Raw genomic sequence first — 19,276 nt, forward strand, 5'->3', positions numbered from 1 at the left:
AAGGCGAGCCCGACCAGGTAGCTGCCGCGCTGGCCGGAAACGGTGCGCCCGCGCCGGGTGGCAGCATGGCCGCCCAGCCATTGGGACAGCTCACGTTCCGTCCGGCCGAGCAGCGGCGCCAGCGCCTTCGGCGCAAGGCCGATTTCCACCGCGTTGCCCGCCGCGTTGCCGGAAAAATGCACGGCGCAGGTCTGGTTCGCCGAACTGGCGCGCTTCGTTGTTCTTGAGGACGCGGAAGGTTTCGGAGGGGTAGTCGGCGCCCATGACGTCGGCGGGGTCGAGAATGTAGCGCAGTTCGTCACGGGTGAGGCCGTAAAGGCGAGCGCAGGTCGCGTCGAGTTCGGCGCGTAGGAGGGCGCGGCGCTCCGGGTTCCAGGCGAATGGCGGGCCGGCGTGGCCGATGTCAGCTGCCCGGGGCGCGAGGTCGTGGGCGGTGTAGGTCAGTTCAAGGACGCGCGGGACGATGAAGGCGAGGTCTGCGTCGGTCTAACGGTCGGGTGGGAGCACCGGCAACTGCTTGAAGACGAAATACTTCATGGGCGTGCCGCCTGTCTTGTGGCGCGCCACGAAATCCACTGTCAGTGAAGACAGATTGCCAAGCAACGCGGCGAATGCACGCATGTCTTCCCGCGGCGCAAACAGCATCAGCGGCATCTGGCTGCCTACCCCTACTCGCGGCACCACCGACGCAATCACCGTGCGCTCGTCGGTTGCGCGGCAGATGTCCCGCCAGCCCATCAGCCAGCCGCGCGACCAGCCCTTAACGGCCAGGCCGGATTCGACTTCGGTGGCATCGACCCAGTAGCGCGGCGTGACGCGAAAATTCGGGTCCTGCTTGGCGTCGACTGCAACATCGCTGCTCGATCCGTCGGCAGCGCAGGTCGCCCAGCGGTGGTCGAACTGGTGGACCACCTTGGCCTCGTAAAGCGGCAGTCGGCCGGGCGCCGGGGCGTCGCGGAACAGGCCCCTATCGTTGGCCATGTCCAGTTGCCGCATGAACGAGATGCCCCACGGGTTGCGCTCGTGCGGGCCGTCGGCGATCAGCACCGGCGCGGCGCGGTAGACCTTCTTGGTCAACTCGGCATCGCGCTCGCTGGGAAAAACAGGACAGGTCAGGGTGTTGGGGTTGATCGGGCGGAATTCGTCGGGTGTCAGCCGGAACCTCCGGGGCGGTTCCGCCAGTTGCACCGCCTGCGTGGCGAAGCAGACGAACTCGGCGGCCACGGTGCGGCCGAGGGTCAGCAGGCAGAACTTCATGCGTCTATCCACTGCCGGAAACAGGCGCTCTCGATTCTCGATGTCGTAGAGGCTGGCCAGCCGCCCGCTCTGGGTCAGGTCGCCGAAATAGGCCTCGGTGCCGTCGTCGGTGGCGATGCCGGTCGGTACGATGAAACCGGCCCGCCCTTCATCACGGACCAGTTGCGCAAAGGTCTCGGCAAACAGCGCGTAGGTGTTGACATCCCCGACGCCCGTCAACGGGTAGCGCCCCGAATCGTGGGCCAACAGGTTGGCCGCCTCGGCGATGCGGAGGGCGACGAGGAAGTCGGCGTGCAGGACCTGCTCGGCGACGTTGGGCGGCGCCAGACCTTGCGCCGCTTCGACTTCCGGATAGAGCCTATGCAGCAGCATGCCTTCGCGCAGCAGTTCGATGCGCCGACCGCGCTCGGCCTTGTGCGGCGCCTCGGCGATCAGCGGGCTGCGGCTGGCGAAGAACTCCTCCTCCTGCAGCTTGATCCGTTCCCACGGCGGGTTGCCGAGCAGCACCGCGAAGCCGCCCTTCGCCCGCACCTGCGGGAAGGCCTGCCGCCAGTGAAGGGTCTGCGCCGTCTGCGCGGCACGCGCGGCGGCCTCGGGCGCAGCGTCGAAGCCGAGGGCGAGGTTCAAGGCGGGGCGCGAGTTCGACGGCGAGCGGATTCCTGTCCACACCGTAGACGCAATGGGCGACGACCTCGCGCAGCGCGTGGCGGTAATCGGCGGGCAGCGGGCTACCGTCGGTCGCGGACAGCCGGGCGACTTCCTCGGCGATGCGGCGGGCGGCTGCAAGGAGGAAGTGGCCCGAACCGCAGGCCGGGTCGCAGACGAAGAGTTCGAGCAGCGCCTGTACCGGCTGCCGCGGGTGGGCGGCCAGCGTTTGCGCGATCACCGGGTCGAGCGCGCTCTTGATCAGTTCCTGCACCAGGCTGTCGGGCGTGTAATACGAGCCGCTGAGCTTGCGCGCATTGCCCTTGGTGCTGCCCCCGGCCTGTGCCGCTGCGTCGCCGATGAAGCCGAAGCGGCGAACGCTGGCGCTCAGGGTCAGTTCGGGCACCAGTTCGAGCAGGCTTTCGTGGACGCTGCCGAGTTCCTCGGAATCCATGTCGCAGTAATTGACGCGCGACAGCGCGGCGCCGTCGCGGAAGAAGCAGAGGCCGAAGAGCGCGCTGAACAGCGACTGGTTGTCGAGCTGGGCGGCGTCGAGGTCCGCGCATTGCGCGGCGTCGAAGAGGCCACCGAGCGCCGGCAGGCGAAGCGCCGGCTGGCCGCCACCGAGGCCGGCGAAGGTGATGGCCAGCGCCTGCCAGAGGTCGGCATGGCGATAGTAGCTGCGCCGCCGGGCGGCCAGCCGGCACAGGCGGGCGAGGCTGTGGCCGGCGAGGTAGCGCGCCCGGGCCTCGCCGCTGGCCTCGGGTGCGAAGACGAGTTCGCGATCCTCCATGGTGGCGAGGAAGATGAAGCGGTAGACGAGGCGCAGCAGTTGCTCGAAGTAGGTTTGGGTGCCCAGCTCGCCGCTTTCGATGCGGCGGCGCAACTCGCCGTTGGCCGGGTGGGAGAGAAAGCCGGTAGCAAGCACACGCAGGGCAGCGGCGACGCCTTCGCGCAGCCGGTCGCGGACGCGGATGCCGACTTCCTGGGCGGTTTAGCGCCAGTGTTCGAGCGGGCAGTCAGCCGGCTCGGCGCCGGCCTGACCGAAACGCGTGGCGTGGGCGAGCAGCCAGAGAGCGGCGAAATCGCGGTAGAGGCCTTCGCTGAAGACGGCTTCGAGATCGGCCTCGATGTAGGCGGGCCGGGTCAGACTGGCGTTATCGCGCAGGACGCGCAGCTTGAGGCCGTTGCTGACGATGGCCCAGAGCGAGGCGTGGCTGGCATTGAGAACCTCCTGGGCAAGCAGGAAGGGCGAACGGCGGCGCGTGCCGTCGCCGTGCCGGCTGCCCGGCTTGTCGAGCGGCTGGCCGTGACCGGCGAAGACAAGCGGCACGCGGCCGTCGACCGCGGCATGGCCGATGGGGAAGCTGCGCTCGCCGATGACCACCGGGCCGACCCGCCTGATGTCCGCAAAGCCAAGCACGCGGCGGCAGAAGGGTTCGAGGAAGTCGTGGGCGCTCACCCCTTGCCGGCGTCGAGATCGGCGCGTTCGCGGCGGGCGGCGAAGTCCTGCCAGAGGTTCTGCGCGATCTTCCAGTAGCGGCCGATCTCGTCGCGCAGCTTGAGGCCGCGCGGGACGTCGCAGTCGCTCTCCGACTGCTCCTCGGCTTCGAGGTGGGCGATCCGGTTGAGGAAGTCGGGCGCCAGCAGGCCGCCTTCGATGGTCAGGGCGGTGAACGCGAGTTCGGTGCTCGAGCGACGGGCCATGGGCGGGTCAGGTGCGAAAACGGAGCAGGTTGCGGGCGATGGTGTAGCAGTGCAGGGCAACCGGCGCAGACTCGACCGGCACGCCGTCGAGGTCGGCCGTGCCGGTCCAGGTGCGGGTAGTGACCAGGGGGCGGCGGGCGAGCGGATGCCGGCTGGCCAGGGCCTTGATGCCGCGCAGTTCCTGCAACTGGCGGGGAATGCGGTCGGACCACTTGATTTCGACGGCGCAGCGGGGCTTCTGGGTTCGCGGGTCGAGCGAGACGATATCCACTTCCAGGTCCTGCCGACGGGCCTTCCAGCGGGCGCAATGAAGCGAGAGGCTGGCCGAGGCGTCGTGCCGCGACTGGCTCCAGGCGGCGGTTTCGGCGAGATTGCCCATGGCGCGGTCTTCCGCCCCGACACACCCGAAAAGGGCGGCTCGCACCGAGGGGTTGGTGAGGTAGACCTTGACGCTGCGGGCGCGCTGCAGGCGCAAGGCGCTCTCGTCGATGCGATGGACGCGGCCAATGAGGAAAGCCGCTTCGAGGTATTAGAGGTATTCGGACAGGCGCTGCTTGCCGATATGGGCATGTTGCTTCAGGTAATTGAGAATTTGCCGTCTTCGCATTTGACGGCATTACCGGAAACATCGCGAGTCTTTGTCGGGATCCCGGCAGAGGTGCCTAGGAATTAAATTTCCATCAAACATTCTCCGCATCGTAAGCGCCGACCTTATCAAACGCTTTCCAAGTACCTTTGGCAGATTGTGTCAACTGCTTGATTTTGATATCGAGCATTGTATGGCGGCCGGCGATATAAGGCAAGGCATAAAGATGGCCTCCGCACCATGGAATGAAAGGATTGCGCCGCAGCGAGGCGTAGATCTCTACTCTGTGGCTGGGCTTCAGGCTGGGGCAGCGCGCATGAAAACCTGAGGTATCAGCGATAATTAAGGTATTCGCTTTGACAGCAAAACGCACCGGCGGCATCAAGCCCATGCCTTGCATTTCTTCTTCAGAGATGCGGAATGATCCTTCGCGGTGCATTTGCTCGCTGCATTGGCTCGCCATGATGCTTTGTTCCTTTTCCCAAGCCAAACGCTCGGGCGTTAAAATATGCGAACGCGGAACATAAGCGAAAGGTCCCTCATCATCATTGATATCATGTAAAAACAGCCAGGCTTTTGACGTAGCATGGAAAGTATCGGCATGAAACACGGTTTGCGGATCGGTTTCATTTTGTTGGGGATCAACGATGATCGATTGCAATTCAAATGTCGGAGAACCTTGGTAAGAAGCGGCGTATTCGATCAAGCGGTTAATGTCTTTATCCTTCACCACTTGCCGGCAATATGGATGGGTTGCCAGCACATCGTCATCGAGACTGATACGGCGCGTGACCGCTCGTCCTTGGCGCATTTCCCAGCCGAGTTCGCGCAGTTGCTCGATTTCCTGCAACAAACCATTAAAGTCAGCTTCCGGCAATGCTTGGCGGCGAATGAAATAACCGTATGTGGCATAGGATTCGCGTTCTGAATCGGTCATGAATGCATCGAGTTTGCTGCGCCGATAGCGCGCCATTTTATCCGCCAATACTCGCCGCCACAAATGCAAACCGAGCTTATTGAGCGTTGAATTGCCGATAACCGGGTTTGCTTGGAAAGATTTGGTATGCGTTGCCAATTGCAAAACATGCCACGGCAACAACGCCAATTTCGTCAATTTTGCGAGCCATATATTTTTCATTTGGCTCGTTCTGGATTCCGGGTTGGTGCAATGGCACGTAGCGCGACACGTGGACTAAACAAGGGGCAAGCCATTGCGTATGCTCTCCTGGGAAAGAACACCTGGGAGAAGGAAGCGTGCTGGTGACGAGCACTGCCAGAGCTGGGCTGGTGAAGATTCACGATCTCATCAACGATGCCAAGTGTTTCGAAGTCGTTCGGAGCCTGCGCTGGCCGGAGGGTGTTTTGTGTCCGCATTGCGAGAACGAGCACGTCATCGAGTTCGGTCGCTATGACACCCAGGAAGATCGGCAGCGGTACCGCTGCAAGCCCTGTGGGCGGTGCTTTGACGACCTGACGGGTATGGTCTTTGAAAGCCATCACCTACCCTTGCGCACCTGGATCTTGTGTCTGTATTTCAAGGGGTTGAACTTGTCGAACAGCCAAATCAGCAAAGAACTGGACCTGAACAAGGACGACGTTCAGAATACACCCCCTGATCCAGACGACCATCGCGCCGGGCACCCTCGTGCTGACCGGCGAGTAGACATCTACTGCCGCCGGCCTGCGTGGGGCTACGACCACAAGAATCCCTCTTGGGGTGGCTCTTGAGCGAACAACCCGGAATCCATCATGAGCCTTGAAGAATTCATCGCTGAGGCTGTGGATGTCGGTGGCGAGGTAACGGGAGGGGGTCGCCAGCCTCGTCTTGCGGGTCTTGCCCACCCGCCGCGGCCCGATGAGCACGACCGCCCGCCGCACCCCGGTTTCCTGTACCAGGTGAGCGAAATGGGGAAAGTAGTCGCGCCGGGGCCAGCCCGCCTCGTCGGCATCAATGCCGGCGCCCCCTTTCCACCACGGGTTATCGACGCTCAGACGGCGCTGGACCTCCTGCAGGGGGATTTCGAGTGCTGACGACATAAGCAGTCAAGTGCAACCCTAAGATGTCACATTAAGCATGATGGTAACTGCTTAATGTGACAACGACCAGCAATTTCAACAAATACAGAGCGTTGGGTGGTAACGATTGCATTCGTGGCTGTTGTGCAACTTTTCTTGCGCTATCGCATGTGGCAATCGAATTGTTCTATAAAACAGATGGTTGGACGACAATTGCGCTACGCCGGCACGAGCACGAAGACCCCCATCACATAGACCGGCAGACTCGGGGTGACGCGGTATTCGCCGCTGCCGCGCGCTGCTTCGCGGACGCGGCGGTGGTCCTCGAGGAGCGTCTGGGCGCGCTCGTGGGCCAGCCTTTCGAGGGCAGGCTGCAGGGCGGGCAGGCGGTCGAGCTGCTGCTGCAGGTGATGGTCGCGCAAGGGCGGCGGCATGTTGCGCGCCGGTTCGGCGTCGAGCAACGAGCGCACGGCATCGCCGGCCAGCAGCCCGTCACCCTGCCGTTCGGCGACTGCCACCGTGACGGTTTCCTCGCACAGCAGCAGGCGCGAGTGCCCGCGGTGGGTGACGGTGAGCTGGTGGCGCAGGCGCAGGAGCAGAACGGCGGTGCGCGTACACACGGCCACGGTGAAGATGGCCCCGGCACGGGCGATGTGGGCAGCGCCGTCGGCGACGGCCTCGTCATCGAGCGGGTTCTCGAGCAGGTGGTCGGCGAGGCAGGCGACGAGCGGATGGGTGCGGTGGATGAAGAGCGTGCCGGGCGCCGGCGGCTGATGGAAATCGATGCGCAGCGTGCCTTCCAGTCCTGCGCCGGCCAACCGTTCGCGCAGGGCGCCGGAGCTCAGGCTGCCGGCGTGCAGTTTCCAGTGGCCGGCGGAGCGGCGCCGGTCGTGACCTCCAGCGGGGCGCCAAGACGGGCGGCGGCGCGGCGGACGAAGCGGGCAACGTCGTCTTCGCCACCGAGCACGGCGAGCGTCTTCTGCCATTCGGGCAGGACGTCCTCGGGCTTGAGGCGGCGCTGGGCGAACAGGGTGCGCTTGCGCGCCGCCCGCTCGCGGGCTGACTGCCAGGCGGTCTCGATCGCGACCGCCGGCTGGCCGAAGTCGAGGGACTGCTGTCGGGAGGCCGTGGCGACGCTTCCCTTCCGGAGCAGCACGGCGCCGACCAACGCCTGGGTGAGCTTGCCCTCGTCGTCGGGCATCGGCACCAGAACCCCGAGTTCCTTGCGGATGCTTTCGGCCTTGCGCAGGATGACGTGCAGCACGGCGCCGTCGACCGGATTGTCGCGGCCGAAGAGCATGGTCGTGCGGACTTCGCGCACCTTCTGGCCGAAGCGGTCGACGCGGCCTTCGCGCTGCTCGTGACGGGTCGGGTTCCACGACAGCTCGTAATGGACGGCGGCGCTGAACAGGTGCTGCAGGTTGATGCCTTCGGAGAGGCAGTCGGTGGCGATGAGGATGCGCTCGCGACCCTGCGCCTCGGCCTCGTCGAGGCTCTGCGCTTCGTCGGCGCCCTCGCCCAGCACGCCGTCGGCCAGCCGGGTACGCAGCGCGTTGACCGCCGCCGCGGGCGACGAGGAGATGCAGCGCAGCAGGGCGAGCGCCGCCCACCAGCTCATCCGCTGGCGCAATGCTCCCTGGCCCTCGGCGCGTTCGACCAGCGCGCGGGCATAGGTGAGCACTTCATCGAACAGGCGACCCCAGGCGCCGGTGAGCTGGTAGGTGATTTCGGCGAGACCGCGGAGCAGGGTGTAGCGCTGCTGGCGCCCCTGGCCGCTGACCGTGCAGGTGTGCGCCTCGTCGACGATGACGCACTCGGGACAGGCGCGCTGGAATTCGTCGCGCCGGCGGTCGGACTTGATGTAGTCGAGGCTGACCACCGTGTACGGGTAGGCCTCGAAGACCGACTGGTTCGCCGGCAGGCCGCGCTCGAGGCGGGCGGCGGCGGTGCTGCGCACGACGACGGCGTCGATGTGGAAGCGATCCCTGAGTTCGCGCTGCCATTGTTCGCACAGGTGCGGCGGGCAGAGGACGGACAGGCGGGCGATCTCGCCGCGGTCGATCAGCTCGCGGACGATCAGCGCCACCTCGATGGTCTTGCCGATGCCGACGTCGTCGGCGACCAGCAGCCACACGACCGCCTGCTTGAGCGCCATGAGCAGCGGCACAAGCTGGTAGGCGCGCGGCTCGACGGCGATGTTGCCGAAGCTGCGGAACGGGCCGGCGCCGCTACGCAGCTTGAGTACCCTGCTCCCGGCGATTGTTGCGGCGCTGCGGCAGCGACCACAGCGCGAGCACGTAATCTACTTGAGATTGGGCGCGTGTGCGCGGCCGCGGGCCCTCAGCGCGTCAGCGCCATGAACAATTCCGGCAGCCGCTGCGGCAGCCGTTCGATGCGGTCGATGACCGAGTAGTGGTGACCGAAGATGTGACCGACGTAATCGTCCGCCTTGGCGTCGAGGCTGATGCAGTAGCTGAAGATCCCCTGTCGGTCGAGTTCGCCGACCGCCTTGCGCGCGTCCTCGATCAGCAGCCGGCCGTCGGACACGTCGACGTCCGACGGCCGGCCGTCGGTAAGGACCAGCAGCAGCTTCTTCTCCGCCCTGCTCGCCGCGAGGTAATGCGCCGCGTGCCGCAGAGCGGCACCGATGCGCGTCGAATAGCCAGCCTGCATCGCCGCCAGGCGGCGCTTGACGGCGTCGCCCCAGGGCTCGCTGCTGCCCTTGAGATGCAGGTAGCGGACGTCGTGCCGGGTATCCGAATGGAAGCCGGCGATGGCGAAGGGGTCGCCGAGCTGATCGATCGACCAGGCGAGCAGCGACACGGCCTCCTGACTCAGTTCGAGCACCGTCTGCTCGCCATCGCCGCTGCCGACCTTGTCGGCCAGCGACTCGGAGAGGTCGAGGAGCAGCAGGACGGCGAGGTTGCGGCCGTTGCTGCGGTGGCTCATGTTGATCCGCGGATCGGGCGTGACGCCGCAGCGGCAGTCGATCAGCGAACGGACGGCGACGTCGACGTCGAGTTCGCTGCCATCCTCCTGAAAGCGCAGGCGAACCCGTTCCTGCGGCTTGAGGATTTCGAGCAGGCGCTTGAGCCGTCGGGCGAGGGTGGCGTGCCGGTCGAGCAGCCGGTCGATCAGCGCCGCGTCACCCGACGGGTGCAGCGATTCGTAGAGGCTCACCCAGTCGGGGCGGTAGCTCTGGCTGTGATGGTCCCACTCCGGGTAATGGCGCGGCGGCAGGCGGTCGATTTCGGCGCTGGCGCTCGCCGGACGGTGTTCGGCGAACATCTCCTCGTCGTCGGAGAGTTCGTGGAAGCGCCAGAGATGGCGGTTGTCGTCGCGGTAGTCGACCAGCGTATCGGTGAAGTACACGTTGGGCAACTGGTCGCTCTGCCGGCGGGTGCGAGCCACGCAGGCGAGCGCCAGGTCGGCCATCGCCTGGCTGCTCGCCTCGCCATCGGCAAGCACACGCCGGAAGCGGGCGACGAATTCGCACAGATCTCCGTCGGCGTGGCCGTATTCGCCATCGAGCAGGGCACGCGACAGCACGGCCAGGCGATGGCGCAGGCAGGAGAAGCGTTGCGGGTCGCAGGCACCGGCGACCGGGCGCGGATGCAGCGCGCCGAAGATGCGCCGCATGCCCGGGTAGCGGCGGACGATCAGCGTGTCGATGCGGCTGTCCTCGAAGGTCTCGACCGCCAGGCGCTGCATCGGGCTGAGGTTGTCGGCGACGAGTGGAGTGCTCCAGCGCCGGTGGCCGGCGATGTGTGCCAGTGCGGCGCGATAGCGGTCGATGCCGCTGACGCCGCAGGCGTCGTCGAGGACGTCGGGCAGGCGGATGCCGCCCGCGTCGTCGTAGGGCTGCGCGGGCGGCATCGGCGACGCCGGGTTGGCGGCTTCGCTGGCCGTGGCGTAGGGGACGAGCAGCGCCTGCTCACCCCAGAGGCCGCGCAGATAGAGATCGAGCAGGCGCTCGTGGTCGACCAGCAGGGTGCCGTGCCGCTCGCGCTGGAAAACGGCGCGGCTGTCGGCCGACTGCAGGCGGAAGTAGTCGCGCTGGCGTTCGGGGTGGGCAGCGTAGTTGCGCACCCCGTAGTCGACCCAGTTCGTCAGGCCGGCAATGCTCAGACTGGCGAGCAGCGTCGGTGCATGGACGAGGAAGTCCGGCAGGCAGGGGCTGGCGAACGTCTTGTGGATGCCGTGGATCGATCCCGAGGTCTGCTCCATCACGCGCAGCGTGAGGTCGAGGTAGCGCTGCAACTGCCCGCCGGCGGCAAGCCGCCGCGACACCGCCGCGAGGCTCTGCAGGAACGGGGCGATGGCCTTGCCGTTCGGCGACCGGTGCAAGCGCTGCAGCGTCTCGACCACCACCGGCAGCGTCCCTTCGCCGACGCTGCGGGCGACTGCCGGCCATTCCTCGAGGAAGGCCAGCAGCGGTTCGGCGCCACGGCCGATGCGACCGAGGAAGCGGGCGCAGTCGAGGTAGGCGTCGACGCCCGCAGGCGTGAGGACGGCGATGGCTTCGCCGAGGCAGTCGGCGAAGACGCCGTCGACCTGCGGCAGGCGGCAGTCGAGCCGCGCACGACAGGCGGCCAGGTGCTCCGCCGGGAGTGCCTCGCTGCGGGTCATGCCGGCCATCCGGCCATCAGCCACAGGCGAAGATGGCGTCGATCGCGTGCTCGAGCGTATCGCGGATGTCGCGGTCGTCGGTGATCGGACGCACGAGCGCCATGCGGCAGGCGTCGCCGCCAGCGACCCCGTTCCGGATCAGCGTCGCCGCATAGACGAGCAGGCGCGTCGACACGCCTTCGTCGAGACCATGGCCCTTGAGGCGGCGCGCGGCAGCGGCGACGGCAACGAGCTGCGTCGCCAACGCGTGATCGATGCCGCTTTCGCTGGCGAGGATCGTCGCTTCGAGCTCGGCCTCCGGGTAGTCGAAGTCGAAAGCGGTGAAACGCTGCTTGGTCGACTGCTTGAGATCCTTCATCAGGCTCTGGTAACCGGGGTTGTACGAGATGACGAGCTGGAAGTCCGCATGCGCGCGCAGCAGTTCACCCTTCTTGTCGAGCGGCAGCGTCCGCCGGTGGTCGGTCAGCGGATGGATGACGACGGTCGTATCCTGGCGTGCCTCGACGATCTCGTCGAGATAGCAGATGGCGCCGATGCGTGCGGCGGTGGTCAGCGGACCGTCGAGCCAGCGCGTGCCGCCGGCTTCGAGGAGGTAGCGGCCGACCAGATCCGAGGCGGTCATGTCCTCGTTGCAGGCCACCGTGATCAGCGGCCGGTCGAGCTTCCAGGCCATGTATTCGATGAAGCGCGACTTGCCGCAACCCGTCGGCCCCTTCACCATCACCGGCAGGCGGGCGGCGTAGGCTGCGGCATAGAGCGCGACCTCGTTGTCCTGCTGGCGGTAGAAGGGTTCCTGGCGCACCCGGTACTGCTCGCTGTCGGTCATTGCCTGCTCCTGCCGAGCCGGCGGGCGAACGCCGCCGCGCGGCTGCCTGTCATCGGTCCGTCTCCCTGCGGCTGCCCGCCGCCCGATTCAACGATGCACGCCGAGCCGGTCGCGCCAGCCCGGATGGAGCATGTCGGCATCGCCGGGAAACGATTCGAAGGCGCGGGCGAACTCCCGGTGCTGGCGCGCCCATTCGATCGGGTCGGCGCCGGCCTTCCAGCACTCGTAGGCCTGGCGCAGCGAGATCGCGCCGGCGGCCGGGCTGTCGATGTGGCCGTAAGAGCCGCCACCCGCGGTGTTGATGACGTTGCCGTGACCGAGGTTGGCGAAGAAACCCGGCAGGCGCAGGGCGTTCATGCCGCCCGAGATGATCGGTGTCGTCGGCTTCATGCCGTACCATTTCTGGTAGTAGGCGGGACCCTGGTACTCGTCGCGTTCGATGATGTAGGCGATCGCCCGGTCATCGGCGTCGCCTTCCATCTTGCCGAAGCCCATGGTGCCGACGTGTATCCCCGAGGCCCCCTGCAGCCGCGCCATCTTGGCCAGGACATAGGCGGTGTAGCCGCGTTTCGAACTCGGCGAGGTGATGGCGCCATGTCCGGCACGGTGGTAGTGCAGATACTGGTTGGGGTATTGCCGGCGAGCGGTGGTGACCATGCCGGGGCCGCCGACATAGCCGTCGACGAGGAAGGCCACCTTGTCGGCATCCGGGCCGAAGGTCTCGAGGATGTAGTCGGCACGCGCACACATCTCGTAATGGTCGTCGGCGGTGATGTTGGCGGAGAAGATCTTTGCCTGACCGGTTTCGTCCTGCGCCCGCTTCATCGCATCGTAGACGAGTGGCATGACCTTCTTCATCGGCGCGAACACCTGGTTGCCCTGCGGCTCGTCGTTCTTGATGAAGTCGCCACCGAGCCAGAACTGGTAGGCGGCGGCGGCGAAGGGTTCCGGGCGCAGGCCAAGCTTCGGCTTGATGATCGTGCCGGCGATGTAGCCGCCGTCGCGGATCGGCCGTCCGAGGATGCGCCAGAGATCGGAGATGTCCTTGGCCGGCCCGTCGAAGAGTTGCAGCGCGCGCTCCGGGACGTAGAAATCGTAGATCTTGGCGTGCTCGATGTCGCCCATTCCCTGGTTGTTGCCGATGCACAGCGTCAGGAAGGAGACGATCATCATGCGGCCGTCGGTGACATTGCGGTCGAAGAGTTCGAGCGGATAGGCGATGCGCATCTCCTCGCTGGCTTCGTCGATGTGGTAGACCAGCGCGTCGACGCCACGCGTGAAGTCGTCCGTCGTGCTCACCTCGACGTTGGTGCCGGTCGACGATTCGGCAGCGAAGTGGGCGGCTGCCGGCAGGTAATCGTGACCGGCCTTCGGCTTCATCTTGTAGGCGACGAGGATGTGCCGGCCACCCTGGATCAGGTCCTCTTCGCGGAGGCCGAGGTCGGCGTAACGATTCGATTGGTCCATGTTGGTCTCCCTTGCGTGGATGTGAAAAAGAGCGATCCTTCAGGCACGAATCGACGGTGATCAGCGTCGGCGTCCCGGCGGCCGCAGCGGCAAGCAGGCCCGGCCGCGAATCCTTCAGTGCCGTCTCGGGACCAGGGGTCATGGGTGATGGTCTGCGGATCGGAGTGCGAGCAGTTTAGGCGGCAAAATAGATTATTTAAAGTTAAACTTTTTGCGTATTATCGTTAGCTATAACTTTCTTTTGAGACGCCCCGGCCATGCCACCGTGAAGGTTGTCGACGACGAGCCGCGGCAGCCGGCCCCGCCTGCCGAGCAGCCGACCTGGCGGCCGGAGTCGCAAGCGGCCGTCAGGGCTGCGGCGAGGAAGGTGGCAAAAGTACCGCTTTTGGCGGATAATCCGCGCATGCGATTCAACCTCCCCTCCCGGATCCGCGAAGCATCGTGCCCACACCATTTGCCCCCTTGACCAGCGTCATCCGCGCCCTCGCGATGGACGCGGTGCAGCAAGCCAACTCCGGTCACCCAGGGATGCCGATGGGAATGGCCGAAATCGCGGAAGTACTCTGGCGCCGCCACCTGCGCCATGACCCGGCCGATCCCGGCTGGCCCGACCGTGACCGCTTCGTCCTCTCGAACGGACACGGCTCGATGCTGCTTTACGCCCTGCTGCATCTCAGCGGCTACGACGTCTCGCTCGACGACCTGAAGAAGTTCCGCCAGTTCCGCTCGCGGACTCCGGGCCACCCCGAGGTCGGCCACACTGCCGGCGTCGAAACGACCACCGGCCCGCTCGGGCAGGGACTCGCCAACGCCGTCGGCATGGCGATCGCGGAACGGTTGCTCGCCGCCGAATTCAACCGGCCCGGACACGAGGTCGTCAACCACATGACCTACGTCTTCGTCGGCGACGGCTGCCTGATGGAGGGAATCTCGCACGAGGCCTGCTCGCTCGCCGGCACCCTCGGACTCGGCAAGCTGGTGGCCATCTACGACGACAACGGCATCTCGATCGACGGTCAGGTCGCGGGCTGGTTCACCGACGATACCCGGCAGCGCTTCGAAGCCTATGGCTGGCAGGTGATCGCCGGCGTCGACGGCCACGACGCACAGGCGATCGACGAAGCGCTGCTCGCCGCACGGACCACTGGCGAGCGGCCGACGCTGATCTGCTGCCGGACACAGATCGGCTTTGGCGCACCGAACAAGGCGGGCAGCCACGACGCGCACGGCGCGCCGCTCGGCGCCGCCGAAGTGGCCGCGACGCGCGCGCACATCGACTGGCCGCACGCCCCTTTCGACATTCCCGTCGAGGTCTATGAACAGTGGGACGGCCGCGTCCGCGGCGGTTTCTTGCACAGCAACTGGCAGACGCGCTTCGCCGCCTATGCCGCGGCCTTCCCCGAGCAGGCTGCCGAGTTCAGCCGCCGCATGCAGGGCGAACTGCCGACCGGCTGGCAGGATACCGTTGCCGGTTGCCTGGCCGGCGCCGTCAGTGCCGGGGGCGTCGCCACGCGCAAGGCCTCGCAGAACGCAATCGCTGCCTTGGCGCCGCAACTGCCGGAGCTGGTGGGTGGCTCGGCAGACCTGACCGGATCCAACCTGACCTGGTGGCCGGGCGCGCAGGCAATCGCTCGCCAACAGGGCGGCAACTACATCTACTATGGCGTGCGCGAGTTCGCCATGACGGCGATCGCCAACGGCCTGGCGCTGCACGGCGGCCTGATTCCCTACACCGCCACCTTCCTGGTGTTCTCCGATTACGCGCGCAGCGCCATCCGCATGGCGGCGCTGATGAGGCTGCGGCAGATCATGGTCTACACGCATGACTCGATCGGCCTCGGCGAGGATGGACCGACACACCAGCCGATCGAGCATCTCGCCTGCCTGCGTTTGATCCCGAACGTCGACCTCTGGCGGCCAGCCGACGCCGTTGAGACCGCGATCGCCTGGGTGGCCGGCATCGAGCGCCGCGACGGGCCGACGATTCTCGCCCTCTCGCGGCAGAATCTGCCTGTCGTCAGCAGCGCCGCCGCCGCTTCCGCGATCCGCCGTGGCGGCTACGTGCTGGCGGACCGCCCGGCGCCGCGGGTCATCCTGATCGCCACCGGCTCCGAGGTTCGCCTGGCGCTCGATGCGCAGCAGGCGCTGGCGACCGACGGTATCGCCGCACGCGTGGTGTCGATGCCCTGCGTTGAGGCTTTCGACCGCCAGGAGACAGCCTATCGCGACGCCGTTCTGACACGCGCCATACCGCGGCTGGCGATCGAGGCCGGGGTGAGCAGCTTCTGGTACAAGTACGTTGGACTCGACGGTGCCGTGCTCGGCATCGATCGATTTGGAGAGTCGGCACCCGCCGACCAGTTGTTTGACTCTTTCGGTTTCACCGTGGCCAATGTGGTCAGGATCGTGAAATCACTGCTGTAATTTTTCCAAGGAGACCGTTTCAATGACTATCAAGGTGGGCATCAATGGCTTTGGCCGTATCGGCCGCATGGTTTTTCGCGCTGCCGTCAAGCACTTCCCGGACATCGAGGTGGTCGGCATCAACGACCTGCTCGAGCCAGACTATCTGGCGTACATGCTGAAGTACGATTCGGTCCACCGCCGCTTCGACGGTGACATTTCCGTCGACGGCAACACGCTGGTGGTCAATGGCAAGAGAATCCGCCTGACCGCCGTCAAGGATCCCGCCGAGCTGAAGTGGGATGAAGTCGGCGCCGACGTCGTCGTCGAATCGACCGGCCTCTTCCTGACCCTCGACACCTGCCAGAAGCACATCGCCGCCGGCGCCAGGAAGGTGATCCAGAGCGCCCCGAGCAAGGATGACACGCCGATGTTCGTGTTCGGCGTCAACGACAAGACCTACGCCGGCCAGACGATCATCTCGAATGCTTCGTGCACCACCAACTGCCTGGCACCGGTGGCCAAGGTCCTCAACGACAACTGGGGCATCAAGCGCGGCCTGATGACTACCGTCCATGCTGCCACCGCCACCCAGAAGACCGTCGATGGTCCGTCGAACAAGGACTGGCGCGGCGGCCGCGGCATTCTCGAGAACATCATCCCGTCCTCGACCGGTGCCGCCAAGGCAGTCGGCAAGGTCATCCCCGAGCTCAACAAGAAGCTCACCGGCATGGCTTTCCGCGTGCCGACCTCGGACGTGTCGGTTGTTGACCTGACCTGCGAATTGAGCAACGAGGCCACCTACGAGCAGATCTGCGCCGCCATGAAGGCCGCTTCCGAGGGTCCGATGAAGGGCGTTCTCGGCTACACCAACGAGAAGGTCGTGGCGACCGACTTCCGCGGCGAGAGCTGCACCTCGGTCTTCGATGCCGAAGCGGGCATGGCGCTCGACGGGACTTTCGTCAAGATCGTCTCGTGGTACGACAACGAGTGGGGCTACTCGTGCAAGGTGCTCGAAATGGTCCGGGTGATGACTCGCTGATCGAGTGAAAAGGGGCGCCCGCGGGCGCCCCGCTTGCTGCAACCGACACCAACAGACAACAGAAGAGACATGTCACGAGATACCAAGATCGTCGCCACCCTTGGTCCGGCATCGTCGAGCAGCGAAGTCCTCGAACGGATGATTCGTGCCGGCGTCGATGTCGTGCGCCTCAACTTCTCGCACGGTTCGGCCGACGACCACATCGCGCGCGCGCAATTGGTGCGCGAAGTGGCGGCCCGCGTGCAGCGGCCGGTGGGTATTCTCGCCGACCTGCAGGGGCCGAAAATCCGCGTCGGCAAGTTCGCCGAAGGGAAGATCTGGCTCGAACAGGGTGCGCGCTTCATCCTCGACTCGCGCTGCGAGCTGGGCGATGGCGAACGCGTGGGGCTCGATTACAAGGACCTGACGCGAGACGTCTCGGCCGGCAGTGTACTCCTGCTCGACGATGGACGCATCGTCCTCGACGTCGAACGGGTCGTCGGCAGCGAGATCTTCACCGTCGTCCGCCACGGCGGCGAACTCTCCAACAACAAGGGAATCAACCGCCAGGGCGGCGGCCTTTCGGCACCGGCGCTGACCGCCAAGGACATGGACGACATCCGCACTGCGGCGAGCATCGGCGTCGATTTTGTCGCCGTCTCGTTCCCCAAGAGTGCCGCCGACATGTACATGGCCAAGCAGTTGATCCACGCCGCCGGTGGTCAGGCGCTGACCATCGCCAAGATCGAGCGGGTGGAGGCGGTGGCGGCGCTCGAGGAGATCATCGCCTCGTCGGACGGCATCATGGTGGCGCGCGGCGATCTGGCGGTCGAGGTGGGCGATGCGGCGGTGCCGGCACTGCAGAAACGCATGATCCAGATGGCGCGTGAGAAGAACAAGCTGGCGATCACCGCGACGCAGATGATGGAGTCGATGATCCTCTCGCCGACGCCGACGCGGGCCGAGGTTTCGGACGTCGCCAACGCCGTCCTCGATGGCACCGATGCCGTGATGCTGTCGGCCGAAACGGCTTCCGGCAGGTATCCGGTCGAAACCGTCGAAGCGATGACCAGGATCTGCCAGGCGGCGGAAAAATCGGCCGAGGTCACTCTCGACAGCGCCTTCCTCAATCAGGTCTTCACGCGCATCGACCAGACCATTTCGCTGGCCGCGATCTGGACGGCGCACCACCTCAAGGTCAAGGCGATCGCTGCCCTAACCGAATCCGGGGCGACGGCGCTCTGGATGAGCCGCCTCAACTGTGGCGTCCCGGTCTACGCGCTGACCCCGCGCCCGGAGGCGCTGACCAAGATGTGCCTTTACCGGGCCGTCTATCCGCTGTTCATGACGCAGCGACCGACCACCCGCGATGAACTCCTGCACGACGCCGAAGAACTGCTGACCAACGCCGGCATCGTCGAAAAGGGAGACTTCATCGTCCTCACTGCCGGCGACCCGATGGGCAGCAGCGGCAGTACCAATACGCTGAAGATCGTCCGCGTCGGCGATCGCCAGGCTTACCAGGTCTGACGGGGGCAGCGAAGCTTCGACGAATCCTGAACACTCCGGTCGGACCGTCCTTCCCGGCAAGCCGTTCGGGCTGCCTGCCCTGCCCGCCCCCGCGGGCAACAACTGGAGAAACCAATCATGCCAATCGTATCGATGCGTCAATTGCTCGACCACGCCGCCGAGAACGGCTATGGTCTGCCCGCTTTCAACGTCAACAACATGGAGCAGGTGTGGGCCATCATGGAGGCCGCCGCCGAGGTCGACGCGCCGGTGATCATGCAGGCCTCGGCCGGTGCCCGCAAGTATGCCGGAGAGCCCTTCCTCCGCCACCAGATTCTGGCGGCACTCGAAGCCTATCCGCACATCCCGATCGTCATGCACCAGGACCATGGCCAGTCGCCCGCCGTCTGCATGGCCGCCATCCGCTCCGGCTTCTCGTCGGTGATGATGGACGGCTCGCTGATGGCCGACGGCAAGAGCGTGGCTTCCTACGAGTACAACGTCGAGGTCACCAGCAAGGTGGTCGAGTTCGCTCATGCCATCGGCGTCTCGGTCGAGGGTGAACTGGGTGTCCTCGGCTCGCTCGAAACGATGCGCGGCGACAAGGAGGACGGTCACGGTGCCGAAGGCACCATGACCCGCGAGCAACTGCTGACCGACGTCGAGCAGGCAGCCGATTTCGTCAGGCAGACGCAGTGCGACGCGCTGGCGATCGCCATCGGCACCTCGCACGGCGCCTACAAGTTCACCAAGAAGCCGACCGGCGACATCCTGGCGATCGACCGCATCCGTGAGATCAACCAGCGCATCCCGAACTGCCACCTGGTGATGCACGGCTCGTCGTCGGTGCCACAGGAACTGCTCGAGGAGATTCGCGAGTTCGGCGGCGACATGAAGGAGACCTACGGCGTGCCGGTCGAAGAGATCGTCACCGGCATCAAGCACGGTGTCCGCAAGGTCAACATCGACACCGACATCCGCCTGGCGATGACCGGCGCGATTCGCCGCTATTTCGCCGAGAACCCAGCCAAGTTCGACCCGCGCGACTACCTCAAGCCGGCCCGTGAGGCGGCGAAGAAGATCTGCCGCGCGCGTTACGAGGCCTTCGGCACCGCCGGCCAGGCGAGCCGGATCAAGGTAATCCCGCTTGAACGGATGGCCGAACGCTACCGCAGCGGTGAGCTCGGGCAGACCGTCGTCTGATCGATGC

At 65.8% G+C, this 19,276-nt stretch carries 10 protein-coding genes and 3 pseudogenes; 6 read left to right on the plus strand and 7 right to left on the minus strand.

Translation table 11 applies throughout. The annotated features are described in order from the left end of the window. Positions 1 to 90: 90 nt before the first annotated feature. The 3 genes and pseudogenes from HT579_20040 to HT579_20050 form a co-directional block, all read right to left on the minus strand. Positions 91 to 3,609: pseudogene (locus HT579_20040) on the minus strand (N-6 DNA methylase). A gap of 7 nt (positions 3,610 to 3,616) precedes the next feature. After that, the gene (locus HT579_20045) at positions 3,617 to 4,084 is read right to left on the minus strand and encodes a hypothetical protein (GenBank protein QKS31008.1); all 468 of its coding nucleotides are present in this window, start codon (positions 4,082 to 4,084) and stop codon (positions 3,617 to 3,619) included. Between the two features lie 205 nt (positions 4,085 to 4,289). After that, positions 4,290 to 5,333 carry a phytanoyl-CoA dioxygenase family protein gene (locus tag HT579_20050; protein ID QKS31009.1) on the minus strand — a complete coding sequence of 348 codons (1,044 nt, stop codon included), beginning with the start codon at positions 5,331 to 5,333 and terminating at the stop codon, positions 4,290 to 4,292. 146 nt (positions 5,334 to 5,479) lie between these two features. On the opposite strand from HT579_20050, the pseudogene HT579_20055 reads away from it, so the two are divergent. Further along, a pseudogene (locus tag HT579_20055) lies at positions 5,480 to 5,797 on the plus strand (transposase). A 147-nt stretch (positions 5,798 to 5,944) separates the two neighbouring features. Further along, positions 5,945 to 6,226 (plus strand): hypothetical protein, encoded by a 282-nt coding sequence (locus HT579_20060; GenBank protein QKS31010.1) that lies wholly within the window; start codon positions 5,945 to 5,947, stop codon positions 6,224 to 6,226. Between the two features lie 203 nt (positions 6,227 to 6,429). Here the strand turns inward: HT579_20060 and HT579_20065 are convergent. The 4 genes and pseudogenes from HT579_20065 to HT579_20080 all read right to left on the minus strand — a co-directional run bounded on the left by HT579_20065 (position 6,430) and on the right by HT579_20080 (position 13,133). After that, a pseudogene (locus tag HT579_20065) lies at positions 6,430 to 8,513 on the minus strand (DEAD/DEAH box helicase). A gap of 38 nt (positions 8,514 to 8,551) precedes the next feature. After that, positions 8,552 to 10,840: a VWA domain-containing protein gene (locus HT579_20070; protein ID QKS31011.1), complete on the minus strand. Its 2,289-nt coding sequence runs from the start codon at positions 10,838 to 10,840 to the stop codon at positions 8,552 to 8,554. Positions 10,841 to 10,856: 16 nt separating this feature from the next. Further along, complete coding sequence (locus HT579_20075) at positions 10,857 to 11,666, minus strand: CbbQ/NirQ/NorQ/GpvN family protein (protein QKS31012.1); 810 nt, start codon at positions 11,664 to 11,666, stop codon at positions 10,857 to 10,859. An 87-nt stretch (positions 11,667 to 11,753) separates the two neighbouring features. Next, entirely contained in the window at positions 11,754 to 13,133 is a 1,380-nt protein-coding gene (locus HT579_20080; protein ID QKS31013.1) for a ribulose-bisphosphate carboxylase, read from the minus strand. A gap of 408 nt (positions 13,134 to 13,541) precedes the next feature. Here HT579_20080 and tkt point away from each other — a divergent pair, with 408 nt between their 5' ends. The 4 genes from tkt to HT579_20100 all read left to right on the plus strand — a co-directional run bounded on the left by tkt (position 13,542) and on the right by HT579_20100 (position 19,269). Then, positions 13,542 to 15,557, plus strand: a complete 2,016-nt coding sequence (tkt, locus tag HT579_20085; protein QKS31738.1) for a transketolase — start codon at positions 13,542 to 13,544, stop codon at positions 15,555 to 15,557. 22 nt (positions 15,558 to 15,579) lie between these two features. Next, entirely contained in the window at positions 15,580 to 16,578 is a 999-nt protein-coding gene (gene gap / locus HT579_20090) for a type I glyceraldehyde-3-phosphate dehydrogenase (GenBank protein ID QKS31014.1), read from the plus strand. A 69-nt stretch (positions 16,579 to 16,647) separates the two neighbouring features. Beyond that, positions 16,648 to 18,087: a pyruvate kinase gene (pyk, locus tag HT579_20095; protein ID QKS31015.1), complete on the plus strand. Its 1,440-nt coding sequence runs from the start codon at positions 16,648 to 16,650 to the stop codon at positions 18,085 to 18,087. A gap of 117 nt (positions 18,088 to 18,204) precedes the next feature. Continuing rightward, positions 18,205 to 19,269: a fructose-bisphosphate aldolase class II gene (locus HT579_20100; protein ID QKS31016.1), complete on the plus strand. Its 1,065-nt coding sequence runs from the start codon at positions 18,205 to 18,207 to the stop codon at positions 19,267 to 19,269. The last annotated feature ends 7 nt before the right edge of the window (positions 19,270 to 19,276 follow it).

Source organism: Candidatus Accumulibacter similis (assembly GCA_013347225.1).
Lineage (GTDB): Bacteria > Pseudomonadota > Gammaproteobacteria > Burkholderiales > Rhodocyclaceae > Accumulibacter > Accumulibacter similis.

Coding starts and splice junctions, on each gene's coding strand:
- pyk (QKS31015.1), top strand. CDS start 16,648: ATGTCACGAGATACCAAGATCGTCGCCACCCTTGGTCCGGCATCGTCG.
- HT579_20050 (QKS31009.1), bottom strand. CDS start 5,333: ATGAAAAATATATGGCTCGCAAAATTGACGAAATTGGCGTTGTTGCCG.
- HT579_20080 (QKS31013.1), bottom strand. CDS start 13,133: ATGGACCAATCGAATCGTTACGCCGACCTCGGCCTCCGCGAAGAGGAC.
- HT579_20100 (QKS31016.1), top strand. CDS start 18,205: ATGCCAATCGTATCGATGCGTCAATTGCTCGACCACGCCGCCGAGAAC.
- HT579_20070 (QKS31011.1), bottom strand. CDS start 10,840: ATGACCCGCAGCGAGGCACTCCCGGCGGAGCACCTGGCCGCCTGTCGT.
- HT579_20060 (QKS31010.1), top strand. CDS start 5,945: ATGAGCCTTGAAGAATTCATCGCTGAGGCTGTGGATGTCGGTGGCGAG.
- gap (QKS31014.1), top strand. CDS start 15,580: ATGACTATCAAGGTGGGCATCAATGGCTTTGGCCGTATCGGCCGCATG.
- HT579_20075 (QKS31012.1), bottom strand. CDS start 11,666: ATGACCGACAGCGAGCAGTACCGGGTGCGCCAGGAACCCTTCTACCGC.